Genomic DNA, 25,828 nt, shown 5'->3' on the forward strand with positions numbered 1-25,828 from the left:
CCAGGCAACGAGGGCAGCGAGGAGAGCGTCGTGAGCACCACGGAGACCGCCGCCGAAACCCAGGGCCGGATCTACGACGTCGCCGGCCAGGACTGGGACGAGCTGGTCAAGACCGTCAGCGAGTCGGCCGAGGAGCGCCTCGTCGTCAACATGGGCCCGCAGCACCCGTCGACCCACGGCGTGCTCCGGCTCGTGCTGACCCTCGACGGCGAGACCGTGACCGAGGCCCGCACGGTGATCGGCTACCTGCACACCGGCATCGAGAAGAACATGGAGTTCCGGACGTGGACCCAGGGGGTCACGTTCGTCACCCGCATGGACTACCTCGCGCCGATCTTCAACGAGACGGCGTACTGCATGGGTGTCGAGAATCTTCTCGGCATCACCGACCGGATCCCGGACCGGGCGCAGGCCATCCGGGTCCTGACGATGGAGCTCACCCGGATCTCCTCGCACCTCGTCGCGATCGCGACGTTCGGCCTGGAGCTGGGCGCGACGACGCCGATGCTGTTCGGCTTCCGCGAGCGCGAGATGGTGCTCGACCTGATGGAGTACATCACCGGCCTGCGGATGAACATGGCGTACGTCCGGCCGGGCGGCGTCAGCGTCGACCTGCCGGCCGGCGCGGTGGACAAGATCGGTGAGTTCCTCAAGGTCATGCCGGGGCGGCTCAAGGAGATGCGCAAGCTCCTCGACGCGAACCCGGTCTACACCCGGCGCACCAGGGACGTGGCCTACCTCGACCTGACCGGCTGCATGGCGCTGGGCATCACCGGGCCCATGCTGCGCGCCGCGGGCCTCCCGTGGGACCTGCGCAAGTCGCAGCCCTACTGCGGCTACGAGACGTACGAATTCGCGGTCCCGACGCAGACCACCTGCGACGTGTACGGCCGCTACCTCGTCCGCATGGACGAGATGGAGGAGTCGCTGAAGATCATCGAGCAGGCGCTCGACCGCCTGTCCGGCCCGCTCAAGGGCGGCCCGGTGATGATCGAGGACAAGAAGATCGGCTGGCCGGCGCAACTCGCGCTCGGCCCCGACGGACTCGGCAACTCGCCCGACCACATCGCGCACATCATGGGCGGCTCCATGGAGGCCCTGATCCACCACTTCAAGCTGGTGACCGAGGGCTTCCGGGTGCCGGCCGGGCAGGTGTACTCCTCGGTCGAGTCGCCGCGCGGCGAGCTCGGCGCGCACGTGGTCAGCGACGGCGGCACCCGGCCCTACCGGGTGCACTTCCGCGACCCGTCGTTCACGAACCTGCAGGCGGTGCCCGCGACGTGCGAGGGCGGCATGGTCGCCGACGTCATCTCCGCGGTCGCCTCGATCGACCCGGTCATGGGAGGTGTGGACCGATGACTTACGCGCCTGAGGTCCGCGAGCGTCTGGAGACGGACGCCAAGGAGATCATCGGCCGCTACCCCCGGCCGCGTTCGGCGCTGCTGCCGCTGCTGCACCTCGTGCAGTCGGTGGACGGCTACGTCTCCGACGACGGGCAGGAGTTCTGCGCCGAGATGCTGGGCCTGTCCAAGGCCGAGGTCGTCGGCGTGGCGACCTTCTACACCATGTACAAGCGCAGGCCGGCCGGCGACTACAACGTCGGCGTCTGCATCAACACGCTGTGCGCGGTCATGGGCGGCGACCAGATCTGGGCCGAGCTCAGCGAGCACGTCGGCGTCGGCCACGACGAGACCACCCCGGACGGCAGGATCACGCTGGAGCGGCTGGAGTGCAACGCCGCCTGCGACTTCGCGCCGGTCATGATGGTCAACTGGGAGTTCTTCGACAACCAGACCCCGGAGTCGGCCAAGCAGCTCGCCGACGACCTGCGCGCCGGCAAGGAGGTCGCGCCCACGCGCGGCCCGGGCCGGCTGTGCACCTTCCGGGAGGCCTCCCGGGTCCTCGCCGGGTTCCCCGACGGCCTGGCCGCCGACGGCCCGTCGGCCGCCGGTCCATCCCTTGAGGGTCTGAAGATCGCCAGGGCCAACGGCTGGCAGGCCCCCAAGGCCGAGGGGAGCGAGAAGTGACAACGCTTACGCCCGTCCTTACCGACAACTGGGACGTGGCCGGCTCGTTCACCCTCGACGGGTACGGCGAGTACGAGGCCGCGAAGAAGGCCCTGGGCATGGACCCCGACGCGGTCATCCAGGCGGTGAAGGACTCCGGCCTGCGCGGCCGCGGCGGCGCGGGCTTCCCCACCGGCATGAAGTGGGGCTTCATCCCGCAGGGTGACGGCAAGGCCCACTACCTCGTCGTCAACGCCGACGAGTCGGAGCCGGGGACCTGCAAGGACATCCCGCTCATGATGGCCAACCCGCACTCGCTGGTCGAGGGCGTGATCATCTCGTCGTACGCGATCCGGGCGAACCACGCGTTCATCTACATCCGCGGCGAGGTGCTCCACGTCATCCGCCGGGTGCAGGCCGCGGTCCGCGAGGCGTACGAGAAGGGCTACCTCGGGGCGGACATCCTCGGCTCGGGCTACGACCTGGACCTCGTCGTGCACAGCGGCGCCGGGGCGTACATCTGCGGCGAGGAGACGGCGCTGCTCGACTCGCTGGAGGGCTACCGCGGCCAGCCCCGGCTCAAGCCGCCGTTCCCGGCGGTCGCCGGTCTGTACGCCTCCCCGACGGTGGTCAACAACGTCGAGTCGATCGCGAGCGTGCCGAGCATCATCGCCAACGGCGCCGACTGGTTCGCCGGGATGGGCACCGAGAAGTCCAAGGGCTTCGGCATCTTCTCGCTGTCGGGCCACGTGACCCGGCCGGGCCAGTACGAGGCCCCGCTGGGCATCACGCTGCGCGAACTGCTCGACATGGCGGGCGGCATCCGCGAGGGCCACGAGTTGAAGTTCTGGACGCCGGGGGGCTCCTCGACGCCGATCTTCACGGCCGAGCACCTCGACGTGCCGCTCGACTTCGAGTCGGTCGGCGCCAAGGGCTCGATGCTGGGCACCCGCGCCCTGCAGATCTTCGACGAGACCACCTGCGTGGTCCGCGCGGTCCTGCGCTGGACGGAGTTCTACGCGCACGAGTCCTGCGGCAAGTGCACTCCGTGCCGCGAGGGCACCTACTGGCTCAAGCAGGTGCTCAAGCGGCTGGAGAAGGGCCAGGGCGCCGAGGAGGACCTGGCGACCATCACCGACATCGCCGACAACATCCTCGGGCGGTCCTTCTGCGCGCTCGGCGACGGCGCGACGAGCCCGATCCACTCGTCGGTGAAGCACTTCCGCGACGAATACCTCAAGCACTTCGAGATCGGCGGCTGCCCGTTCGATCCCGCCGCTTCCACGGTGTGGGGGTCCAAGTGACAGTTCAGACGACGCAGCCGGAACAGCCGGTCGTGGACATGGTCAGTCTGACCATCGACGGCTTCCTGGTCAGTGTCCCCAAGGGCACGCTGATCATCCGGGCCGCGGAGCTGCTGGGGATCCAGATCCCCCGGTTCTGCGACCACCCGCTGCTCTCGCCCGCGGCCAACTGCCGCCAGTGCCTCGTCGACATCCCCGACGCGGGCAACGGCCGCGGCTTCCCCAAGCCGCAGCCGTCCTGCGCGATCGAGGTCGCCGAGGGCATGGTGGTCAAGACGCAGCTCACCTCGCCGGTGGCCGAGAAGGCCCAGCGCGGCGTGATGGAGATGCTGCTGCTGAACCACCCGCTCGACTGCCCCGTCTGCGACAAGGGCGGCGAGTGCCCCCTGCAGAACCAGGCCATGTCGAACGGCCAGGGCGAGAGCCGGTTCGTCGAGCAGAAGCGCACGTTCGACAAGCCGATCCCGCTGTCGACCGAGGTGCTGCTCGACCGCGAGCGCTGCGTCCAGTGCGCGCGCTGTATCCGCTTCTCCGACCAGATCGCGGGCGACCCGCTCATCGACTTCTTCGACCGCGGGGCCAAGGAGCAGGTGGGCGTCGCCGACGGCGAGCCGTTCGAGTCCTACTTCTCGGGCAACACGATCCAGATCTGCCCGGTCGGCGCGCTGACCGGCGCGGCCTACCGGTTCCGCTCCCGCCCGTTCGACCTGGTCTCCACGCCGAGCGCGTGCGAGCACTGCGCGTCGGGCTGCTCGCTGCGCACCGACCACCGCCGGGGCAAGGTCACCCGCCGCCTCGCCGGGGACGACCCGCAGGTCAACGAGGAGTGGAACTGCGACAAGGGCCGCTGGGCGTTCGCCTACGCCACCGCGCCCGACCGGCTGCGCTCGCCGCTGGTGCGCGACGAGAGCGGCAGGCTCGTCCCGACCTCCTGGCCGGACGCGCTGGCCACGGCCGCCGAGGGCCTCGCGCGGGCCCGGGGCAGGGCCGGGGTGCTGGTCGGCGGGCGGCTCACGGTCGAGGACGCCTACGCCTACAGCAAGTTCGCCCGGATCGCCCTCGGCACCAACGACATCGACTTCCGGGCCCGGCCGCACTCCGGGGAGGAGGCGCGCTTCCTCGCCCACGCCGTCGCCGGCAAGGGCATCGAGGTCTCCTACGCCGACCTGGAGACGGCCCCGGCCGTGCTCCTCGCCGGCTTCGAGCCCGAGGAGGAGTCGCCGATCGTCTTCCTGCGCCTGCGCAAGGCGGCACGCAAGCGGGGCCTGAAGGTCCACGCGATCGCGCCGTTCGCCACGCCGGGCCTGGCCAAGATGAACGGCTCGCTGATCCGCACGCTGCCCGGCGCGGAGGCAGAGGCGCTCGGCGACCTCGTCTCCGGCGACCTGCTGCCGCCCGGCACGGTCATCCTCGCCGGTGAGCGGCTCGCCGCCGCCCCCGGCGCCCTGTCGGCGCTCGTACGGCTCACGCTCGCCACCGGCGCCCGGCTCGCCTGGGTGCCGCGGCGGGCGGGGGAGCGCGGCGCGCTGGAGGCGGGCGCCCTGCCCGGCCTGCTGCCGATCGGCCGCCCGGCCGCCGACGAGACCGCCCGCGCGGAGGTCGCCAGGGCGTGGGGCGTCGCCGCCCTGCCCGAGGCGCCCGGCCGCGACACCTCGGGCATCATCGAGGCCGCGCTGAACGACGAGGTCGACGCGCTGGTCGTGGCGGGCGTTGACCCCTACGACCTGCCCGACCCCGCGAGGGCCCTGGCCGCCCTGGAGAACACCCCGTTCATCGTCAGCCTGGAGATCCGCGCCAGCGCCGTCACCGACCGGGCCGACGTGGTCCTGCCGGTCGCCGCGGTGGCCGAGAAGTCCGGCACGTTCGTCGACTGGGAGGGCAGGGGCCGCTCCTTCGGCGTGGCGACCGCCGTACCGGGCATGATGAGCGACCTGCGGGCGATCGGCTCGATCGCCGACCTGATGGACGTGCACCTCGGCCTGCCCGACGACGCCGCCGCGCGGCGCGAGATGGCCACGCTCGGCGCCTGGAAGGGCCCGCGCCCGGCCGCTCCCGCGGTCAGCGGCCTCGTGGTCGCCGAGCCGCGGGCGGGCGAGGCGGTGCTGGCCACCTGGCACCTGCTGCTCGACGACGGCCGGCTGCAGGACGGCGAGCCGTACCTGGCGGGCACCGCCCGCTCGACGGCGGCCCTGCTGTCGGAGGCCACCGCCGCCGAGATCGGCGCCGTGGACGGCGGGAAGATCACCATCGGTGACGACGTCGTCGTGCCGGTGCGCGTCGCGGACCTGCCCGACCGTGTCGTGTGGGTGCCGTCCAACTCCGCCGGCCTGTCGGTCACGCGCGACCTGCGAGCGGTCGCCGGAGACGTCGTCAAGATCGGGAGCGTCTCGTGAACAACCCCGGACCCACGCTGAGCGACTTCGGCCACGATCCCCTGGGGATCACGATCGTCAAGGCCGTCGCGATCTTCGTGTTCCTGATGCTGGGCGTGCTGCTCGCCGTGTGGACCGAGCGCAAGCTCATCTCGCGCATGCAGCACCGCTACGGCCCCAACCGGGCGGGCAAGTTCGGCCTGCTGCAGTCGGTGGCCGACGGCCTGAAGATGGGCCTCAAGGAAGACCTCATGCCGCGGACCGTGGACAAGGTGATCTACTTCCTGGCCCCGGTCATCATCGCCGTCCCGGCCTTCCTGGCGTTCTCGGTGGTGCCGTTCGGGCCGATGGTCTGGATGTTCGGCCACCGGACGCCGCTGCAGCTCACCGACCTGCCGGTCGCGGTCCTGCTGGTGCTCGCCACCGCCTCGATCGGCGTCTACGGCATCGTGCTCGCCGGGTGGGGCTCCCGCTCGCCGTACGCCGTGCTGGGCGGCCTGCGTTCGGCCGCCCAGGTCGTGTCGTACGAGATCGCGATGGGCCTGTCGTTCGTCGCGGTGTTCCTGAACGCGGGCACGCTGTCCACGTCGGAGATCGTGGCCAAGCAGGCGGGCGGCGGCACCTGGGACATCTTCGGGCTGCACGTCCCGACGCCGTCCTGGTACGTGATCTCGCTGTTCCCGTCGTTCCTGATCTACGCGGTGTGCATGCTCGGCGAGACCAACCGCGTGCCGTTCGACCTCCCCGAGGGCGAGGGCGAGCTGGTCGGCGGCTTCCACACCGAATACTCCTCGTCGCTGAAGTTCGCGATGTTCATGCTCGCCGAGTACGTGAACGTGTTCACGGTCTCGGCCATCGCGATCACGCTGTTCTTCGGCGGCTGGCGGGCCCCGTGGCCGATCTCCCTGTGGGACGGCGCGAACACCGGCTGGTGGCCCATGCTGTGGTTCTTCGCCAAGCTGGTCATCGCGTTCGGGTTCTTCGTCTGGGTCCGCGCCTCGCTACCGCGCGTCCGCTATGACCAGCTCATGGCCTTCGGGTGGAAGGTGCTGATCCCGCTCAACCTGGTCTGGATCCTGGTGGCCGCGGCGTTCAGGGCGCTGCGCATGCCGGAGATCGACCGGATGGGCATCATGGCCTTCGGCGCGGTGGTGATCATCGTCGCGTTCGTGGTCTGGCTGCGGTTCGACACGGTCAACCAGCGCCGCAAGGAGGCCAGGGCCGCCCAGGTCGAGGAGGAGTTCGAGCAACTGCGTGAGGAGCCGGCCGCGGGCGGGTTCCCGGTGCCGGCGCTCGACCTCCCGCACTATCACGGCGCCGTGCCCGCTGCGCGTGTCCCTACCGACGCCAAGGAGGTGACCAGTGGGAGCAACTGATTGGTTGAATCCGATCAAGGGATTCGGCGTCACCTTCCACCACATGTTCAAGAAGCCGGTGACGGTCAACTATCCCGAGGAGAAGCGGCCCACCGCGCCGCGTTTCCACGGGCGGCACCAGCTGAACCGGTGGCCCGACGGCCTGGAGAAGTGCGTCGGCTGCGAGCTGTGCGCCTGGGCCTGCCCGGCGGACGCCATCTTCGTCGAGGGCGCCGACAACACCGACGAGGAGCGGTTCTCGCCGGGTGAGCGGTACGGCCGCATCTACCAGATCAACTACCTGCGCTGCATCCTCTGCGGGCTCTGCATCGAGGCGTGCCCCACCCGGGCGCTCACGATGACGAACGAGTACGAGCTCGCCGACTCCAGCCGCGAGTCGCTGATCTTCACCAAGGAGATGCTGCTCGCGCCGCTTGGACCGGGCATGGAGCAGCCGCCCCACCCGATGCGCCTCGGCGAAACCGAGGAGGACTACTACCGGTTGGGTCGAAGCAATGGGTGAGTCCATCACGTTCTGGGTGCTCGCGGTCGTCTCGGTGACCGCCGCGCTCGGACTCGTCTTCAGCCGAAGGGCCGTCTACTCGGCCCTGATGCTCGGCGTCGTCATGCTCTCGCTGGCGGTGCTGTACGCCGTCCAGGACGCTCCGTTCCTGGCGGCCGTGCAGATCATCGTCTACACCGGCGCGGTCATGATGCTGTTCCTGTTCGTGCTCATGCTCGTGGGCGTGGACTCCTCCGACTCCCTGGTGGAGACGATCAGGGGGCAGCGGTTCTGGGCCGTCGTGGGAGGGCTGGGCTTCGCCGCCCTGCTCGCCCTCGGCATCGGCAACGCGGTGGTCGGCTCGCCGAAGGGCCTGGCCGCGGCCACTCAGGGGGGCGGCAACGTGTCCTCCCTGGCCCAGCTGATCTTCACGCGTCACGTGTTCGCCTTCGAGGTGACCTCGGCGCTGCTGATCACCGCCGCCCTGGGCGCGATGGTGCTGGCGCACCGGGAGCGCACCGAGCCCAAGCCGACCCAGCGGGACCTGTCCCGGCAGCGCTTCGCCGCCTTCGGCCGGACCGGCAGGAACCCGGCGCCGCTGCCCGGCCCCGGCACCTACGCCCGGCACAACGCCATCGACATGCCGGCGCTGCTGCCCGACGGGACCATCGCGCCGCTGTCGGTCAACCGCTACATCGCCCGGTACGAGGAGTCCAAGGGCATCCTGCCCCCGGAGGTCGCCGAGGTGCTGGAGCAGGAGGAGGCCGCACGGCGCGCCGCCACCCAGGCCAACGGGCACAGCGGCGGTCACAGCGGCGGGCACGGCGGTGAGCACGGCACGCCGACGGTGGCGGACGAGGCCCGGGACGGCGGTCCCGACACCGCGCCGATGCCCGAGGACGGCACCGGGCAGGACACCGTCGTGGCCGGTCGCGTGGTCCGTCCCCGCGGCGAGTCCGCGGCGACCGAGGAGGACGGCAAGTGACCACCCACTATCTGGTGCTCTCCGCGCTGCTGTTCGCCATCGGCGGCGTCGGCGTGCTCGTACGGCGCAACGCCATCGTGGTGTTCATGTGCGTCGAGCTCATGCTCAACGCCTGCAACCTGGCGTTCGTCACCTTCGCCCGGCAGAACGGCAACCTCGACGGCCAGCTCATCGCGTTCTTCGTGATGATCGTGGCTGCCGCCGAGGTGGTCATCGGCCTGGCCATCATCGTGACGATCTTCCGAACCCGCAGGTCCGCGTCGGTCGACGACGTCAGCCTGCTGAAGTACTAAGAGGTGGCCGTGGAACCCGCTGAGATCATCCAGCACTCCGGTGGAGCGATCGGGGCCGCCTGGCTGATGATCGCTCTGCCCCTGGTGGGAGCGGCGATCCTCCTGCTGGGCGGCCGGAGGACCGACAGGTTCGGCCACCTGCTCGGCGTGCTCATGGCCGTGGCGTCGTTCGCGGTGGCCGCGCTGTCGTTCGTCCAGCTCCTCGGCTTCGCCCCCGGCGAGCGCCGCCGGGGCGTCGAGCTGTACGACTTCGTCCCGGGCCTGGCCAAGATGGGCCTGCTGGTCGACCCGCTGTCGATCTCGTTCTGCCTGTTGATCACCGGTGTGGGCTCGCTGATCCACATCTACTCGATCGGCTACATGGCGCACGACCCGAACAGGCGGCGGTTCTTCGCCTACCTGAACCTGTTCGTCGCGGCGATGCTCCTGCTGGTGCTGGCCGACAACTACGTCGCGCTGTTCGTCGGCTGGGAGGGCGTCGGCCTCGCGTCGTACCTGCTGATCGGGTTCTGGCAGCACAAGCCCTCGGCGGCGACCGCGGCCAAGAAGGCGTTCATCGTCAACCGCGTCGGCGACTTCGGCCTGCTGATCGGACTCTTCACGATCTTCGCGACGTTCCACACGCTGGCCTTCAACGACGTCTTCGCGAACGCGTCCAAGGCGTCGTCGGGCACGCTCACCGCCATCGGCCTGCTGTTGCTTGTCGGCGCGTGCGGCAAGTCGGCCCAGCTGCCGCTGCAGTCCTGGCTTCTCGACGCGATGGAGGGCCCGACCCCGGTCTCGGCCCTCATCCACGCCGCGACCATGGTCACCGCCGGCGTCTACCTCATCGTCCGGTCCGGCCCGATCTTCGAGGGTGCCGGCACCGCGCAGCTCGTCGTGACGATCGTCGGCGTGGCGACCCTGCTCGCCGGTGCGATCATCGGTACCGCCAAGGACGACATCAAGAAGGCGCTGGCCGGCTCGACGATGTCGCAGATCGGCTACATGGTGCTCGCCGCGGGCATCGGCCCGGCGGGGTACGCCTTCGCGATCGCGCACCTGATCACGCACGGCTTCTTCAAGGCCGACATGTTCCTCGGCGCGGGCTCGGTCATGCACGCCATGAACGACGAGGTCGACATGAGGAAGTACGGCGCGCTGCGAAAGGTCATGCCGGTCACGTTCGCGACGTTCGCCATCGGCTACCTCGCGATCATCGGGTTCCCGTTGCTGTCCGGTTACTTCACCAAGGACGGCATCATCGAGACCGTGATGGAGCACAACGCCGTCCTCGGCTGGCTGGCCGTGCTCGGCGCCGGCATCACCGGCTTCTACATGTCGCGCCTGGTGTTCATGACGTTCTTCGGCGCCAAGCGCTGGGAGCCGACGGCCCACCCGCACGAGTCGCCCGGCGTCATGACCTGGCCGCTGGTCATCCTCTCGGTCGGCGCGGTCGGCCTGGGCGCGTTCCTGGTCCTCGGCAACCGGTTCATGACCTTCCTCGCGCCGGCCGTCGGCGCGCCGGAGGAGATGCCGTCCTTCCACCCGTTCAGCCTCACCGGGCTGGCCACGCTCGCGCTCGTCGCGGTGGGCGCGGTGTTCGCCTGGTTCCGGTACGGCGCGGCCGAGGTGCCGGCGGTCGCCCCGCGCGGCTCGTTCCTCACCACCTTCGCCCGTCGTGACCTGTACGGCGACGCCCTGAACGAGGCGCTGTTCATGCGCCCCGGCCAGTGGCTGACCCGCCTGGCCGTGTTCTTCGACAACCGCGGCGTCGACGGCCTGGTCAACGGCCTGGCCGCCGGCATCGGGGGGACCTCCGGGCGGCTGCGCAGGATCCAGACCGGGTTCGTCCGCTCGTACGCGCTGTCGATATTCCTGGGCGCGGCCATCCTGGCCGGTGCCTGGCTCGTCGTAGGGAACCTGTGATGCCCTGGCTTTCCACCTTGATGGGCGTGTCCGTGCTCGGCGCGCTGGGCGTGACCCTTGTCCGCAACGACAAGCTCGCCAAGCAGTTCACCCTCGTGGTGTCGCTGATCGTGCTGGCGCTGACCGTCGCCATGGCGGTCCAGTTCAGCCCGAACGGCGACAAGTTCCAGTTCCCGGAGACGTACGACTGGATCCCCGCGTTCGGCGTCCACTACGGCGTCGCGGTGGACGGCATCGCCCTGGTGCTGATCCTGCTGTCGGTGATCCTCGTGCCGATCGTGGTGCTCGCCTCGTGGCACGACGCGGAGGCCGGCAAGCGCTCGGTCCGCACGTACTTCTCGCTGCTGCTGGTGCTCGAGGCCATGATGATCGGCGTCTTCGCGGCGACCGACGTCTTCCTCTTCTACGTCTTCTTCGAAGCCATGCTGATCCCGATGTACTTCATGATCGGGTCGTACGGCGGGGCGCAGCGGTCGTACGCGGCCGTGAAGTTCCTGCTGTACTCGCTGTTCGGCGGGCTGCTGATGCTGGTGGCGGTGATCGCGCTCTACTCGATCGCCGGCAAGGGCACGTTCATGTTCACCGACCTGGTCGGGACCATCCAGGACGTGACGACGCAGAAGTGGCTGTTCCTCGGCTTCTTCGTCGCCTTCGCGATCAAGGCGCCGCTGTGGCCGTTCCACACCTGGCTGCCGGACGCCGCCGCCCAGGCTCCGGCCGGCGCGGCCGTCCTGCTCGTGGGCGTGCTCGACAAGGTCGGCACGTACGGCATGCTCCGCTTCTGCCTCGAACTCTTCCCCGACGCCGCGAAGTTCTTCACGCCGCTGGTCATCACGCTGTCGGTGATCGGCATCGTGTACGGCGCGATCGTGGCCATCGGGCAGACCGACATGAAGCGGCTCATCGCCTACACCTCGGTTTCGCACTTCGGCTTCATCGCGATGGGCGTGTTCGCCATGACGACCAACGCGGCCTCGGGCGCGACGCTCTACATGGTCAACCACGGCTTCTCGACCGGCGCGCTGTTCCTCGTCGCGGGCTTCCTCATCTACCGCAGGGGCTCGCAGTTCATCTCCGACTACGGCGGCGTGCAGAAGGTGGCGCCGATCCTCGCCGGGACGTTCCTGGTGGCGGGTCTGTCCAGCCTCTCGCTGCCGGGCCTGAGCACGTTCGTCAGCGAGTTCATGGTGCTGATCGGCACCTATGAGCGGTACCTCGTGCCCGCCGTGATCGCGACGACCGGCGTCATCCTCGCCGCGATCTACATCCTGTGGATGTACCAGCGGACGATGAACGGCCCGACCGCCGAGTCGGTGAAGACGCTGCCGGACCTCAACGCGCGGGAGAAGTTCGTGGTGGCACCGCTGATCGCGCTGCTGCTGGTCTTCGGCTTCTATCCCAAGCCGCTGCTCGACGTGATCAACCCCGCCGTGAAGGACACGCTGTCCAGCGTCTCGGTCACGGACCCGAAGCCGGCCGTACCCGTTGCTCAGGAGGGCAAGTGAACGGCACCATTGAGGCGCCCATCATCGAGTACGCCCTGCTGGCGCCGATGCTCGTCGTCTTCGGCGCGGCGATCGCCGGTGTGCTGGTGGAGGCGTTCGCCCCGCGTTACCTGCGCTCGGCGATCCACCTGCCGCTCACGCTCCTCTCGCTGGCCGGCGCGTTCGCCCTGACCGTGTGGCAGGTGGTCAAGGGCGTGCCGACCAAGCCCGCGGCCATGGGCGCGGTGGCGGTCGACGGCCCGGCGCTGTTCATCTGGGGCACCATCCTGGTGCTCGCCTTCCTGAGCGTGCTGCTGATCAAGGACGAGGAGCACTTCGTCGGCTCCGCGGCGGCCCTGCCCGGCTCGGCCGAGGAGGAGCAGTCGCTGGTGGAGCGCGCAGCGCACACCGAGGTCTACCCGCTGCTGCTGTTCGCGGTGGGCGGCATGCTGCTCTTCCCGGCGGCCAACGACCTGCTGGTGGCGTTCGTCGCCCTGGAGGTCATGTCGCTGCCGCTGTATCTGCTGTGCGGCCTCGCGCGCCGCCGCCGCCTGCTGTCGCAGGAGGCCGCGGTCAAGTACTTCCTGCTCGGCGCCTTCTCGTCGGCGTTCTTCCTGTACGGCACCGCCCTGCTGTACGGCTACGCCGGGTCGGTCGACCTCGCGAAGATCAACCTGGCCCTCGGCTCGGTCGGCGGCCAGGACACCCTGCTCTACATCGGCGCGGCCATGCTCGGCGTCGGCCTGCTGTTCAAGATCGGCGCGGCGCCGTTCCAGGCGTGGAAGCCCGACGTCTACCAGGGCTCGCCCACGCCCATCACGGCGCTGATGGCCTCCGGCACCCTGGTGGCCGCCTTCGGCGCGCTGCTGCGCGTGTTCTGGGTCGGCCTCGGCGGCCTCGACTGGGACTGGCGCCCGGTGTTCTACGGTGTGGCGATTCTCACGATGGTGACCGGCGCGATCCTCGCGATCACCCAGACCGACATCAAGCGGATGCTCGCCTACTCCTCGATCGCCCACGGCGGCTTCCTGCTCATCGCTGTGATCGCCACCGGCAGCGCCGCGCAGAACACCGCGGCCCTCTCGGGCCTGCTGTTCTACCTGGTGGCGTACGGTTTCACCACGGTCGGCGCGTTCGCGGTCGTCACGATGGTGCGCGACGCGGGCGGCGAGGCGTGGCACCTGTCGCGCTGGGCCGGGCTCGGCAAGCGCTCGCCGCTGCTGGCCGGCACGTTCGCCTTCTTCCTGCTGGCCTTCGCCGGTATCCCGCTGACCAGTGGGTTCTTCGGCAAGTACGCCGTCTTCCAGGCGGCCGTCAGCGGGGGCGCGCTGCCGCTGGTCATCGTCGGCGTGGTGGCCTCGGCCGTCGCCGCGTTCTTCTACGTGCGGGTCATCGTGCTGATGTTCTTCAGCGACCCGGCCGCCGACGGCCCGTCCGTCGTCCTGCCCTCGCGGGGGACCGCGGCTGTGGTGGGTATCGCGGCATTGGCTACGGTAGTTCTTGGGGTGTTCCCTCAGCCCCTGCTTGACCTCGCGCACACGGCTGCGCAGTCCCTGTTCGTCCGATAGGAGATCCCTGTATGGCCGCGCCGCCCGTAGTGGACATTCCTCTCGTCGACGAGCGGCTGGCCGAGGACCTCGGAAACGGGCTCGCGGCGGTGGAGAAGCTGCTGCGCTCGTCGGTCGAGAGCGAGGACGCCTTCGTCACGGAGGCGTCCCGGCATCTCATCGAGGCGGGTGGCAAGCGGTTCCGGGCCATGCTCGTGCTGCTCGCCGCCCAGTTCGGCACTCCCGACGCCCCGGGCGTCGTACCCGGGGCCGTTGTCATGGAGCTGACCCACCTGGCGACGCTCTACCACGACGACGTGATGGACGAGGCCCCGGTGCGCCGGGGCTCCCCGTCCGCCAACGCGCGGTGGGACAACACGGTGGCCATCCTCACCGGCGACTATCTATTCGCCCAGGCGTCGGAGATCCTGGCCGACCTCGGCAGCGAGCTGATCCGGATCCAGGCGCGCACGTTCTCCCGGCTGGTGCGCGGCCAGATCCGCGAGACGATCGGCCCGGCCGAGGGCCGCGACGCGATCGCCCACTACATCGGCGTGCTCGCCGACAAGACCGGCTCGCTCATCGCCACCTCGGGCCGCTTCGGCGCCATGCTGGCCGGCGCTCCCGCCGACGTCGTGGATCGCCTCACCGACGCCTGCGAGGCGATCGGCGTGGCCTGGCAGCTCGGGGACGACCTCATCGACGTGGCCGCCCCCACCTCCGACTCCGGCAAGACCCCCGGCACCGACCTGCGCGAGGGCATCCGCACGCTCCCCGTGCTGTACGCCCTGGCCTCCGGCGACCCCGCCGACGCGCGGCTCCGTACGCTGCTGTCCGGGCCGGTGGCGCAGGAGGACGTCGAGGAGGCGCTCACGCTGCTGCGGGCCAACCACGCGATGACGCAGGCCCGCGCGGAGCTCATCCGCTGGACCGATCGGGCCAAGGCCGCCCTCGCCGGCCTGCCCGACATCCCCGCCCGTACGGCTCTGGTCGCCCTGTGCGACTACGTCGTCGAGCGTACGGGCTGACGCCTTTTCGTAGATCATTGGCGGGGTGAGACTCACCCGGCCCGCGGCCGCCCTGTGTCTTTCCCTGGCTGCGACAGGCTGCGCGACGCAACGAGCGGGCACCTCCGCCGCCCCGGCGCCACCGGATTCGGCGTCCGGCAATGCCATCGTCGTGGACAAGGACCAGACCGTCACGCTCGACCCGGCCGAGGACCCGACGCAGTCGCTCTTCGACGCGCTGAAAAGCCTGCCGGCCTCGCCCGCGCCGGTCGGTCCGTCTCCGGCACCCTCCGCGAAGCGGTATTTCGAGGGACGCGGTGGGCTCCTGCCGCGGGTTCCCCGGCGAGCAGGGCCACTCGACGCACGTCGGACGGCTCAGCGGCCGGTGAGGAGCTCGACGACTGGAGCGAACGCGTCCGCGTAGAAACCGTTGGCGGTGACGTAGGAGATACCAAGCTCGTCACGCCGGCGCAGGAGCGTGTCGGCCATCTCGCGGGGTGAGCCGCGCAGCACGGCGGCCGCGCCGTCGGGGATGCTGCGGGACCCTTCGGGCATCCATGGGGCCGGCACATCGCCGACCTGGAAGAGGTTCAGGCTCAGCTCGATGTCGTCGAACCTCGCCCCGGCCGCCTCCCGCAGCGTGCCGACGGGCCCGCGCAGCCCCTCCTCGGGCGTGTGGGCGGCCACCGCGAGCGCGACGATGTCGGCCTCCTCGGCGGCGAGCGCCAGCATGCGGGGACCGGCGCCCGCGACCAGGATGGGCGGCCCCTGACGGCGCAGGCTGAGACCGCCCTCGGCGAATGCCGTCCGCACCTCGCCGATCACCGACCTGACCTGGGCGACGCGCTCGCCCGCCGGGCCGTACGGCATGCCGAGCGTGCGGGCGTCCTGCTCGGCGCCGGGGCGTCCGGCCCCCACGCCGACCTCCAGCCGTCCGCCGGACAGGAAGTCGAGCCCGGCCAGCTCGTGCGCCAGCAACCGGGGATTGCGGTACGGCGCGGCCAGCACGAACGTGCCCACGCGCAGCGTCGTCGTGGCGGTGGCCGCCGCCGTCATGGCGAGCAGCGGCGGGAGCGTCCCCAGCGTGTCGGGGACGAGAAGGGTCGAGTAGCCGAGGTTCTCGGCCCGGCGGGCCGTGGCCGTCCACGCGGCGGCGTCGGGGGCCAGGCCGGCGACGATCCCGAAGCGGAAGTCCTTGCTCATGGGCCGATCCTCGCCGCCGTGGACGGTCAGGTCGTCCCCCCGTCGGTGGCGGGAGCCGTACTCCCCGGGGCGTACTACACAGTCTGGAGCGCGGCGGCGCGCTCGCGGCGGGACGTGCGGGCGGCGCGGATGCTGTCCCAGGTGAAGAGGCTCAGCGCGAGCCAGACGACGACGAAGCCAGCCCACCGGCTGGCGGGCATGGTCTCGTGGACGATCAGCACGCCGCACAGGAACTGCAGAACGGGCGCGATGTACTGCAGGAGGCCGAGGACCGTGAGGGGGACCAGCAGCGCCGAGGCGGTGAAGAACAGCAACGGCACCGCGGTGATCAGGCCGGCGGCCACCAGCAGCAGGGCGTGGCCGCCGCCGTGGTGGGCGAAGGTGCCCGTGCCGTTCGCCTCCAGGACGAGCAGGTAGGCGAGGGCCGGCACCAGCAGCACGAGGGTCTCGATGGTCAGGCTCTCGGCGCTGCCCACCCCCGCCTTCTTCTTGATCAGGCCGTACGAGCCGAAACTGAAGGCGAGCACGAGGGCGATCCAGGGGAGGCGCCCGTAGTCGAGCGTCAGGATGAGAACCGCGAGCCCGCCCAGCCCGACCGCGGCCCACTGCCACACGCGCAGCCGCTCGCGGAAGACCAGCACTCCGAAGAGCACGCTGACCAGGGGGTTGATGAAGTAGCCGAGGGCGCTTTCGACCACATGGCCGGTGTTGACGGCGTAGATGTAGGTGCCCCAGTTCACCGAGACCGTGACGGCCGCGACGGTGAGGAGGATCAGCTGGCGGCGGGTGACGGTGCGGATCCACGACCAGTGGCGCCGTACGGCGAGGACCGCGACCACCACGACGAGCGACCAGACCATCCGGTGCGCGAGGATCTCCACCGCTCCGGACGGCTTGAGCAGGGGCCAGTAGAGAGGGAAGAGACCCCACATCGTGTAGGCGGCGACGCCGAACAGGAGGCCGCGGCGGGTATCAGGCATGTCGCCTATCTTCGCTGCTTACCAGGATTCAGGACAAATAAGGATCACTATGCCCGGAGTTTTAGGACTCCTTACGCAAGGAACAACGCGGCCGGGTGGGTGGTTGGTGATGGCAGAACAGAAGGGGAGGTTCGTGATGGGCTGGCTGTTCGGCAGGGACAAGACGACGATGGTGGAGCCCACGGACGCGCTGCCGGGCCGGGCCGAGATCATGCCGGTGGCCACGCGCCACCAGGTCCTCGGCGCGCCGCTGGCTCCGCCGTACCCCGAGGGAACGGAGATCGCCGAGTTCGGGCTGGGCTGCTTCTGGGGCGCCGAGCGCAAGTTCTGGCAGACCCCGGGCGTCGTCTCGACGGCGGTGGGCTACGCGGGCGGGTACACGCCCAACCCTACGTACGAGGAGGTCTGCTCCGGCCTCACCGGGCACACCGAGGTCGTCCGGGTGGTCTTCGACCCGGCCCAGGTGTCGTACGAGGAGCTTCTCAAGGTCTTCTGGGAGGCGCACGACCCCACCCAGGGCATGCGCCAGGGCAACGACGTCGGCACGCAGTACCGGTCGGCCGTCTACACCCACGGCCCCGAGCAGCTGGAGGCCGCCCTGGCGTCCCAGGAGGCGTATCAGAAGGTGCTGACCGAAGCCGGGTACGGCGAGATCACCACCGACATAGCCCCAGCCGGCGAGTTCTACTTCGCCGAGGATTATCACCAGCAGTACCTTTTCCGCAACATTAACGGCTACTGCGGCATCGGAGGCACGGGCGTCGCGTGTCCGATCGGCCTGACCACCGGTGAGGCCTGACCTGCGGTAACTGACTGATCCTGGCCCTTGGTCGCCCGGCTAGCCCGGCGCCGATCGAGGGCCACAGTCGTTTCCGGCGAGAACCTTCACTACAGGGTCAAGGGGCTCGCTTCGCTCGCCCCAGAAGGCCGCCCGGCCGCTCAGCGGCCTGGCGGGCTTGCGCATGCGGCCCTGGAGGGCCGTACGCGCCCGCCGCCGCCCGCGTCCGGGCCGGAAGGCGACGATTGCGTTCTATCCGCGTGTCCGCCTTTTGGGTAAGGGCGCCTTCGATGATCTTGTCCAAGGCTTGGTCGAGACCGCTCCGCCATATCTGCAGGCATTACGCTGACTGTGCGATCCTTTGAGGCGGCGCTTGCGAGGCGGGATGGACAGGTTCGACATTGGCCGTTTGACGGACTTCGACATTTCTCAAGCACGGCACCGACCTCATGACCGCCATCCGCGACGCCCTGCTCGGCCGCGCCTGGATCCCCCCCCGACCCGGCCTGATTCGCAGGCTACCACCCGCAATCACGTACGCCCATCAGCGATCACATAACGCGATCACTCAACACCGGAATGCGTCGGACGTGAATGCTTACCTCGGGACAGGCAGCGGTGAGGTCGTCCAACATGCTTCGGTGCTTCTCTCGTACTCTTCTTCGCGGGCGCGACCCTTGTTCGCCTGGTTAGTCTCACGTGGCCTCAAAGGGCGCCGGAAGCAAGTCCTCGACGACGCCAAGTGATAGCGAGGCGGCTCCCGGGACACTTCCCGGGGGCCGCCTGGATTTCTCTCCGTCTAGAAACTAGGAGGGGCAGGTAGGTATGGCTTTTGTGGGATTATCGACGTAGGCACTATAGATCCACCCGGCAGCGTCGCTGTAGTACCACAGGTTTCCAGCCGAATTCACCCACTTGCACCTGATCCAGAACACCTCACCATAACCATAATGCCCGGTGATGTCGCACGCTGCAGCTGGTCCGGTATGGGTCGCAACCGGCGTGGTTTTTATGACGTGAACACTTCCCGGGCTGGAACCAGCTGGCCACCAGTTACATCCACCCACGGTGGCTTGGGATGCAGGTGCGACTGCGGGTGCCTTCCCAGCGGCGTGCGCAGTCGGCATGAACGCCATAGCAGCCATGACCGATGCTGCAGTGACGAGAAATCTGGCTCTGACCACTCAGTCCTCCATGGACGTCTATTTCCGGGGTCGCGTGGTTCCCGAATATAGAGATATCATCCGGCCCTCAGAACCGCTAGAGGGCTTTAACGAATGACGTTATGCAGTTGTATCGTTACGGTGTGATGACAGGAGGCTGGTCGTCGTTCATACCTGGTAACCATTCAGAAGTTCGGTAAGCAATCAGAAGGTTCTGTGACGCTGGGTGATATGCGCTGATCAGGCGTCGAGTGCGACGGGTGGCATCCAGAGGTTGCCGGTGAAGGCGCGGTGGATCGCTTCGAAGGCGCTCAGCCCGTGCTTGCGGGCGCTGTCGAGGTAGGAGCGGACGGTCAGCCAGTGCGCGGCGCCATCTTCGGATTGATGGCAGCCGGAGATCTTCACCTGGGTCTTGACCGGGCGCAGCGCGCGCTCGCCCGTGTTTTTCGTGAATGGCACCCAGCCGGGGAAGTCGGCGAAGCGCAGCACGTCACCGGCCCGGTCCCGCAGGCGTTCCAGCAGGTTACGGGCCTGGGATTGTTTGCGTCCCGGCGCGCGGGGATGCAGCGACAGCCCGACCGCGATCCCCCGGTGGAAGGCTTGCAGGTAGATCCGTACACGCTCGGGTGGGATCTCGGTCAACCCGCTGTCGCGGGCCTTGATGGCCTGTTTGTTCAGCTCGGCCAGTGCCCAGCGGATCTGTGCCGGCCACCGCTGCCCGGGGTGGTCTTCGGCCGCGGCGCTTAGCTCTCTGACCAAGTGGGCTCCGCACAGTTGGTGCCGGGCGTGCGGGTAGCCGTTGTACAGCGACAGCGAGTCGTGCACCAGCACGCCCCGAAACTGTGGCAGAACACCGAGGGAGTTGGCTCCCTGGCGGGAGCGTTCGCCCAGGCCGAGCAGGGTCAAGGTGGTCGTGCAGGCCACGTGCAGCCAGCGGCGCCTCGCCCCGATCCGGGTGGTGGTCTCATCGACGTGCAGCACATGCGTGAGCGTCAACAGCGCGCGGATCAGCATGATGCTGTCGGCGACCAGGGTGGCGGCCTCGGCCAAGACGGACGATACCCAGCCGGGCGAGACCCGTGCTCCGGTGACGTCGGCGATCAGCGGGGCAGCGTTCCACCGGCACATGCTGAAACACCAGCAGGTACGCGGCCAGGGCGCGTAGATTCGGCCCGTACGACGACGGCGCGCCCGCCACCATCTCGGGCATGTCCGCGCTGGTTACAGCACCGCACCCGCCACAACGGCAGCGATGCGCCCGATGCTCGGTCACCGTAACGGTGACCAGGGGAATGTCGCGAACCTGGCGGCGGGTGTACCCGACGCTGTCGGTGGCCGACAGCTTTTTCCCGCATCCGCCGCAGGCGGCCGGGACGTGGTGTTCGACCTCGTCCGGGACCTCGACCATGGCCAGGCCGCTTCCCGGCGCGCCGGGCTGGCGGCCCCGTCTGCGCCCGCTCTTGGCCGGCGTCTTCTTATCCGGCCGGACGAAGGTGTCGCTGGACGGTGGTAACGACGAGTTCCCCGAGTTGCGGTTCTGCCTGCGTTCCAGCTCGGCGACCCGCGCCGTCAGCCGCTCCACTGTCGCTTCCAGCTGCGCGATCGTCTGCCGCTGGGCCTCCATCGTGGCCATCTGGCGGACCACCAGCGCGGCCAGCTCGTCATACGACGGGCGGCGATCCGGGGTCTTCGACACCCAAAGATCATCCCACCGCCCGGGCGATCCTCACGCCACCATGATCACGAACTTCTGAATGGTTACCTCTGACTGGCGGTTCATGGTCCGCCCCCGCTGCTCGATTGTTCGTGGCCCTTGGTCGGTGTCAACGCCGTCTATGCGGGTTGGGTGTGCGGTTGCGGTGTACGTCGTTGGCGGACGGACACGCGAAGACGGCATTGACACCTCGGTCGGGTCACTGATGTCGGCAGCTATCGGGGGCGGGGGAGGAGTGGCGCGGGTCGTAAACGTGAGTGCGGCCCCGCCGGAGGTGAGCGGGGCCGCGTGAGGGCTGAACCGTCTATCGCATCTCGCCGAGGAGCAGGGCATGCCACACCCTGCGCGCCTCCTCCATGGGCCAGCGGTGTGTCTCTTCGATCTCCGGTGTGGGTTCGGTCTGGGTGGTCTTGCGGATGAACGCCTGTCCACCAGCCTGAAGTAGTTCGTAGACGACGGCTCGGCAGTCGCACGTCCATGCGAGTGCTCGCGCCCGCCGGACCCCTTCAAACGATTCGTGCCAGACGAGTTTCACGTGATCTTTGTGGCGCGTCTCCCAGTGCGGACTCAGACACTCGTCCAGGTGCGGGATGGAAGCCACCATGAGTGCCGCCGCCTTACCGTGTCCCGCCGTTGGCCCAGCCGGCGATCCAGCGGACGGCGGACAGTGGTTGGTCGACCGTGGACAGCGGAACGACGGTCCCGGACTTCGGTAGCTTGATCAGGAAACGGCGTGGCTTGTTCTCCAAGTCGATGGTGACCGTCGCGACCTGGCCTCCGAGCCCGTAGATGTCCAGCTCCGAGCCCGCCGAGTCCCAGACGGGGAACCCGGTCATCCGCACGGTGATGTGGCTGATGAGCCGGGTACGGACCTCCTGGGATCGAAGTAGGTCGCCGAGGGCGGCCAGGATGCCCGCCTGCTGGTCGGTGGTTCGGTTGTTGATCGTGTTCTGACGCATGGCTCTCCCATCTGTCTCGCTGACGGGTTGAGCGTACGCCCACCTTCCTACTCCTACCTAGTCCTTCTCCTAGGTACCTCTAGGTACCACTGGTAACGACATGGAACGCTTTCGTTCCTACTCTTGAGCCCGTGATCGAGTTCCGGCCTGACCAGCTCAAATGGGAAGCCGTCCTCGAAGAGATACGACGCCGTATCCGGACGGGCGAATACCAGGTGGGACACCCCATCCCTGGCGAACCCCGCATGGCCGAGGAGTTCGGCATCGCCAAGGGCACCGCACGGCGTGTCATCAACGAACTGCTCAAAGCAGGAGACGTCTACACCGTTCTCGGCAAAGGCACCTTCGTCGCCGACCCCGAGACCGGCGCCCCGCCCAGGAGAGACACCGAAGACGAGTGAAGGCCCTCGAACGAATCCAGGGGCCTTCAGCCTTCTATCGGTTGTCAGCGAGACGATGGAAGGCGCACCAAGCGTAGAGCCGACAAGCCGAGGACAGTAGCCTTCGGCCGTGGCGCCGCCGGCCCAACCGCTTCGCGGCCCTCCGGGTGCCTACGGCATTGCGCCGGCCGCACCACTCCCGCCTCACATCCGGCAAGGTCAGGCCGACTCTCCCCGCTCACGAGCGATCCGGCGCGCCGTGGTGACGCGTTGCCGGATCATCTCGGCCCACAGGTGTTCCCCGTGCCGGTAGCCGCTCCCGGCGAAACGCCACTCACCGACCGTCACCGTCTCCCGCTCGGCGGGATCAGGCAGGCCGCGCCGTTCCCGAGCCTGCTCGGCCTGGTGATCGGCCCGCACCTGGCGCAGCGCGCCGAGCGTGGTCGAGTAGTGACGGCTCTTGGTCGAGAAGTGGCCCCGGTAGCCGAGCATGTGCGCCCACTGCCGCAACGGGATCAGCCGGTAGGCCGGATTGTTCGCCAGGGCGAAGCAGGTGTAGATCATGCGCCGGGGATGCTCGGTTACGTCGAGCCGCGCGACGCCGGCGACCTCCCGGATCGGCCGGTCCACGGTCCCGGCGGACTCGGCCCCCTTCGTCGCGTACTTCGCGATGTAGGCCGCCACCCGCTGATCCGCGAGCCCTTCCAGTGCCGTGGCGACGTAGATGGGGTCCACGTCGAGCTGCGTTCCCCACCGGGCGACGAACGACGGGTCATCGTCCGGCACGGGAACCGAGACCACAGCCGCGGTTTCCCGAATCGCCTCCCGGAGCACCGGCACCGTTGCCCAGTCCGGCGGACGATCCGACGGACCATCCGGGCCGTCGAGACGGATCACCGCGTGGAAGTGGACCAGGCCCCGCACTTGATACTCGGCCACCTTGGCGTACGACAGCCGCAGCCGCCGCCGAAGCTCGGACCGAGAGACGCCGAGGTGCCGGGCGAACGTCGCCGGTAGCGCCTGAGTGAAGCGCCGCCACAACTCGCCCGCGTGCGCGTTCCACAGTACCGCGCCCCGGTAGTCGTAGCAGTCCACGCAGATCGGCTGCCCGACCTGGGGGTCATCGTCGGCATGCCGGACCCCGCAGCCTTCCGGCCTGCCGTGCTCGCACACCGGGTTGTCCCTCCGAGGACGACACGGCAGCACCTTGTCACCCTTCTGTCGACGAGCATGGACCGCGCCGAACGAGGGGGCGGTGAACGTGGCGAACACGCGGGGATGCGCGCTCACGTCCTCGGGGACACCCTTGCCGCCACGCAGGCCGGACAAGATCAGGTGGTAGGTGTCGTCCCGGTAGACCTCCGAGCAGGCCGGGCATCGGGACACACGACGGTTGCCGCACGCGGTCAGCAGGTACCCGGTCGGCTCGTCAGCCGTCCGGTAGACGTCCAGCACCTCCAACCCAGCATCGAAGGTGATCCGGTGACCTTGCAGCCGGATCGGCTGGGCACAGCCACCCGTGGCGCGCACCATCTCCTGCCACCGGGCGAAGTCCGGCATGGCGGCGCGCTGGGCAGCAGCGAGGACATCGGGGGAGAGGGGAGGAAGCTCGCTCACGCGGCATCCCTCCCGCTCTTCTCGTCGGCGGGCTCGGTACGGCCAGGTTCGTCGGCCAGCACGGCACCGAGAACGGTGGCCACCCGGTGCCACTTGTCGGCAGACCAACGAGGAGACTCGGCGGCTTTGCGTCTGCCCCACTCCTGGGCAGACATGGGGGTCTGTGTGGTCAGGTGGGCTCCTTTCCTCGCGGGTGGAGCCACCGCCGCGCATGCGGAACAGACGCCGAGCACCGTGAGCCAGCAGCCGATCGGCCGAACACGGGCACGTCAGCGAGAGAACCTGGGAGTGTGCGACCAGAAAGTGAAAGGGCGTGACGCCTGCCGCTGGGCCGGGTCCCTCCAGCGGTACGGCGTTAGTTGTTTTGTTTGCCGCCCGGATCTCATGCACGCCGGAAAATGGGTCGCGTAGCTTCTCGCCTGTGTCATTCCGTCAGGGAGACGGTGACTTCTTGCAGTTCTGTTCTACCCCAGTAGGACGCGTATGCGTACCGGTCAGTTCCGAAACCGGAATCGGCAGGACGTCTTTGACGGCGTCCCAGTGCGTCCGCTGGCGTCCAGCGGCGTCCGTAGACGTCCGGCTGTGGCGGGAGGCCGGTAAGGGGGTTGTCGCCTGGCGGTAAGGCTGGAGGAGCTACCGCCGACCGCAAGACGTCCTGGGCGTCTTGGGCGTTCTCGTGTTCTCAGTCCTCACGCCAAACCAGTTCAAGAAGGTCGGGATCGAAGCGCCTGCGCCCCTTGCCGCTCGGGTAGATGATCACGGCGTGCAGCGCCTCCCGGATGTAGGACCGCTTCAAGGAGAGCGGTAGACCGCCCTCACTCTCCGACAGGAACCACCGCCGCCGTATCTCGGCCACGTCGGTAGCCGAGCGGGCCTGGCGTCGTTGGGCCGTCGCCGCGAAGCTCTGCGCGTCCGTGCGAAGGCGGGATATGCGCTTCTCCAGATCGGGAGCCGCCGAGAAGAACAGCTCGTTGCTGATATTCCCTGCCGTCCATTGCGCGCGTAGCTCTTCGAGCCGGGCCTTCGCGTCTTCGTAATCCTGTTGGCCAGGCCATTCGGTAGGACCTGTGGAAGAGGCCAACTGCACCTCTTCGAGTTTCGCGAGGACCGCTTCCGAGACGTAGAGGTCAACCATGTCCCCACGTCTGCCGAGCCCTCCGCAGCCGCCCACCGTCTTGGCCGGACAGATGTAGATGTGCTGCACGCAGTGCTTCTGGTGCGTGACCCGGAGGGACGCGTTGCACAGCGCGCCGTCCGGTTGGGTCCGGCCACACCGGAGGAACCCGGTGAGCAGGTGGCGGGGCTCTTTGAAGTCTCGCGGAAGGATCGGGCCGAGTCGGCCGTCCCGGTAGACGAAGTGACCCTTGCGCGCGTCGAAGATGGACTTGACCGCCATCCACTGTTCCGGCGTCACGATCGGCTGCCACTGCCCGACCACCGGGTTGCCCTCGGAGTCCCGGATCAACTCGCCGTTCATCTCGCGCCAGCCGCAGACCCGAGGGTTGGTGACCGTGATCTTCAAGGAGCGGGGAGTCCAGAGGTTGCCCAGGGAGGTCTTCACGTCATCCCGCTGCCACTGGTTCACGATGGAGTTGAGCGATCGGCCGGCGACGAGGTCGAGGATCGCCTGACGTACGAGAGGCGCCTCTTTCGGATCGAGGGTCAACCGATCGGGCAGCCAGCCGAAGGGGCGTGTCCCGCCAACGGGTAGTCCCTGCTCGGCCCGTGCCCGATGGGAGCGACGCATACGGCGCTGCATCTTCCGCACCTCCATCTTGGAGATGACCGCGCCGAACAGGCCCATGCTCTCGGTGTCTTCGCTGTAGAGATCCTTCTGACCCCGCGCATCCGCGAACACGCGGCCGTCCAGGTAGGTGATCGCTTCAACGAAGCGCTCGTAGTCACCCGGACGTCGGGCGAGGCGATCCTCAGCCACGATGACGACGCCGCGCACCTCCGCGCCGTCCGGAAGCTCGCCCGAGCGGAGCACCTTCAACATGGCCTCGAACTCGTCGCGGACGACATCGGCCTTCGCAGCCGACTTGTCGTTGTCCGTGAACTCGTGGACGACGGTCCAGCCGTACCGGGCAGCGGTCTCCCGGTTGAGCTTGTGCTGGTCCTGGACTCCGTGTTCGTCCCGCCTGATGTCGGCGGAGATGCGAGCGTAGGAGACGACGGGGATGGGGGATGGCTCAGGCAAGGCGACCTCCGCAAGAATTATTGCTTGAAGCGAAGGTCTACCACCAGCAATACCTTTTTAAGGTGCCAAAC

General features: G+C 68.8%; 21 protein-coding genes. 14 read left to right on the forward strand and 7 right to left on the reverse strand.

Annotated features, from left to right (window positions below; translation table 11 throughout):
• Nucleotides 1-69 precede the first annotated feature (69 nt).
• The 12 genes from OG344_RS11460 (at nucleotide 70) to OG344_RS11515 (ending at nucleotide 14,784) form a co-directional block, all read left to right on the forward strand.
• The gene (locus tag OG344_RS11460) at nucleotides 70-1,359 is read left to right on the forward strand and encodes an NADH-quinone oxidoreductase subunit D (RefSeq protein ID WP_405089073.1); all 1,290 of its coding nucleotides are present in this window, start codon (nucleotides 70-72) and stop codon (nucleotides 1,357-1,359) included.
• Nucleotides 1,356-2,027 carry an NADH-quinone oxidoreductase subunit NuoE gene (gene nuoE, locus OG344_RS11465; RefSeq protein WP_327049210.1) on the forward strand — a complete coding sequence of 224 codons (672 nt, stop codon included), beginning with the start codon at nucleotides 1,356-1,358 and terminating at the stop codon, nucleotides 2,025-2,027. Before OG344_RS11460 ends, nuoE begins: the two co-directional genes overlap by 4 nt.
• Nucleotides 2,024-3,310 (forward strand): NADH-quinone oxidoreductase subunit NuoF, encoded by a 1,287-nt coding sequence (nuoF, locus tag OG344_RS11470; protein WP_327049211.1) that lies wholly within the window; start codon nucleotides 2,024-2,026, stop codon nucleotides 3,308-3,310. The genes nuoE and nuoF overlap by 4 nt, the downstream gene beginning before the upstream one ends.
• Nucleotides 3,307-5,703 carry an NADH-quinone oxidoreductase subunit G gene (locus tag OG344_RS11475; protein ID WP_405088192.1) on the forward strand — a complete coding sequence of 799 codons (2,397 nt, stop codon included), beginning with the start codon at nucleotides 3,307-3,309 and terminating at the stop codon, nucleotides 5,701-5,703. The genes nuoF and OG344_RS11475 overlap by 4 nt, the downstream gene beginning before the upstream one ends.
• Nucleotides 5,700-7,058: an NADH-quinone oxidoreductase subunit NuoH gene (nuoH, locus tag OG344_RS11480; RefSeq protein WP_405088193.1), complete on the forward strand. Its 1,359-nt coding sequence runs from the start codon at nucleotides 5,700-5,702 to the stop codon at nucleotides 7,056-7,058. The genes OG344_RS11475 and nuoH overlap by 4 nt, the downstream gene beginning before the upstream one ends.
• Nucleotides 7,045-7,560 (forward strand): NADH-quinone oxidoreductase subunit NuoI, encoded by a 516-nt coding sequence (gene nuoI / locus OG344_RS11485; protein WP_405088194.1) that lies wholly within the window; start codon nucleotides 7,045-7,047, stop codon nucleotides 7,558-7,560. Before nuoH ends, nuoI begins: the two co-directional genes overlap by 14 nt.
• The gene (locus OG344_RS11490) at nucleotides 7,553-8,524 is read left to right on the forward strand and encodes an NADH-quinone oxidoreductase subunit J (RefSeq protein WP_405088195.1); all 972 of its coding nucleotides are present in this window, start codon (nucleotides 7,553-7,555) and stop codon (nucleotides 8,522-8,524) included. Before nuoI ends, OG344_RS11490 begins: the two co-directional genes overlap by 8 nt.
• The gene (gene nuoK, locus OG344_RS11495; protein WP_030506864.1) at nucleotides 8,521-8,817 is read left to right on the forward strand and encodes an NADH-quinone oxidoreductase subunit NuoK; all 297 of its coding nucleotides are present in this window, start codon (nucleotides 8,521-8,523) and stop codon (nucleotides 8,815-8,817) included. The genes OG344_RS11490 and nuoK overlap by 4 nt, the downstream gene beginning before the upstream one ends.
• Nucleotides 8,818-8,883: 66 nt before the next feature.
• A complete protein-coding gene (gene nuoL, locus OG344_RS11500) occupies nucleotides 8,884-10,725 on the forward strand; it encodes an NADH-quinone oxidoreductase subunit L (protein ID WP_405089074.1) in 1,842 nt (613 codons plus the stop codon).
• Nucleotides 10,725-12,230, forward strand: coding sequence for an NADH-quinone oxidoreductase subunit M (locus OG344_RS11505; RefSeq protein WP_405088196.1), 1,506 nt, complete (start codon nucleotides 10,725-10,727; stop codon nucleotides 12,228-12,230). The genes nuoL and OG344_RS11505 overlap by 1 nt, the downstream gene beginning before the upstream one ends.
• On the forward strand, nucleotides 12,227-13,777 hold the full coding sequence (gene nuoN, locus OG344_RS11510) for an NADH-quinone oxidoreductase subunit NuoN (RefSeq protein ID WP_405088197.1): 1,551 nt from the start codon (nucleotides 12,227-12,229) through the stop codon (nucleotides 13,775-13,777). The genes OG344_RS11505 and nuoN overlap by 4 nt, the downstream gene beginning before the upstream one ends.
• Nucleotides 13,778-13,788: 11 nt before the next feature.
• Entirely contained in the window at nucleotides 13,789-14,784 is a 996-nt protein-coding gene (locus tag OG344_RS11515) for a polyprenyl synthetase family protein (protein ID WP_405088198.1), read from the forward strand.
• A gap of 354 nt (nucleotides 14,785-15,138) precedes the next feature.
• Here the strand turns inward: OG344_RS11515 and OG344_RS11520 are convergent, their stop codons facing one another.
• The gene (locus tag OG344_RS11520; protein WP_405088199.1) at nucleotides 15,139-15,966 is read right to left on the reverse strand and encodes a TIGR03621 family F420-dependent LLM class oxidoreductase; all 828 of its coding nucleotides are present in this window, start codon (nucleotides 15,964-15,966) and stop codon (nucleotides 15,139-15,141) included.
• 74 nt (nucleotides 15,967-16,040) lie between these two features.
• Nucleotides 16,041-16,946 carry an EamA family transporter RarD gene (gene rarD / locus OG344_RS11525; protein ID WP_405088200.1) on the reverse strand — a complete coding sequence of 302 codons (906 nt, stop codon included), beginning with the start codon at nucleotides 16,944-16,946 and terminating at the stop codon, nucleotides 16,041-16,043.
• Nucleotides 16,947-17,082: 136 nt separating this feature from the next.
• Here rarD and msrA point away from each other — a divergent pair, with 136 nt between their 5' ends.
• Nucleotides 17,083-17,745 carry a peptide-methionine (S)-S-oxide reductase MsrA gene (msrA, locus tag OG344_RS11530; protein ID WP_405089075.1) on the forward strand — a complete coding sequence of 221 codons (663 nt, stop codon included), beginning with the start codon at nucleotides 17,083-17,085 and terminating at the stop codon, nucleotides 17,743-17,745.
• A gap of 1,382 nt (nucleotides 17,746-19,127) precedes the next feature.
• Here the strand turns inward: msrA and OG344_RS11535 are convergent.
• From OG344_RS11535 to OG344_RS11545, 3 genes are all read right to left on the reverse strand, one after another.
• Nucleotides 19,128-19,937 (reverse strand): transposase, encoded by an 810-nt coding sequence (locus tag OG344_RS11535; protein ID WP_405088201.1) that lies wholly within the window; start codon nucleotides 19,935-19,937, stop codon nucleotides 19,128-19,130.
• Nucleotides 19,852-20,583, reverse strand: a complete 732-nt coding sequence (locus OG344_RS11540) for a DUF6444 domain-containing protein (protein ID WP_405088203.1) — start codon at nucleotides 20,581-20,583, stop codon at nucleotides 19,852-19,854. Before OG344_RS11540 ends, OG344_RS11535 begins: the two co-directional genes overlap by 86 nt.
• 635 nt (nucleotides 20,584-21,218) lie before the next feature.
• On the reverse strand, nucleotides 21,219-21,560 hold the full coding sequence (locus tag OG344_RS11545) for a hypothetical protein (RefSeq protein WP_405088204.1): 342 nt from the start codon (nucleotides 21,558-21,560) through the stop codon (nucleotides 21,219-21,221).
• 131 nt (nucleotides 21,561-21,691) lie between these two features.
• Between OG344_RS11545 and OG344_RS11550 the strand changes: the two genes are divergently transcribed.
• Nucleotides 21,692-21,961: a GntR family transcriptional regulator gene (locus OG344_RS11550; protein WP_405088205.1), complete on the forward strand. Its 270-nt coding sequence runs from the start codon at nucleotides 21,692-21,694 to the stop codon at nucleotides 21,959-21,961.
• Between the two features lie 198 nt (nucleotides 21,962-22,159).
• Here OG344_RS11550 and OG344_RS11555 read toward each other — a convergent pair whose 3' ends face one another.
• Together OG344_RS11555 and OG344_RS11560 are read right to left on the reverse strand one after the other, a co-directional pair.
• Complete coding sequence (locus OG344_RS11555) at nucleotides 22,160-23,557, reverse strand: replication initiator (protein ID WP_405088206.1); 1,398 nt, start codon at nucleotides 23,555-23,557, stop codon at nucleotides 22,160-22,162.
• A gap of 682 nt (nucleotides 23,558-24,239) precedes the next feature.
• Entirely contained in the window at nucleotides 24,240-25,757 is a 1,518-nt protein-coding gene (locus tag OG344_RS11560) for a recombinase family protein (RefSeq protein WP_405088207.1), read from the reverse strand.
• Between the last annotated feature and the right edge of the window lie 71 nt (nucleotides 25,758-25,828).

Origin of the sequence: Microbispora sp. NBC_01389 (assembly GCF_045040095.1) — a bacterium.
GTDB lineage: Bacteria > Actinomycetota > Actinomycetes > Streptosporangiales > Streptosporangiaceae > Microbispora.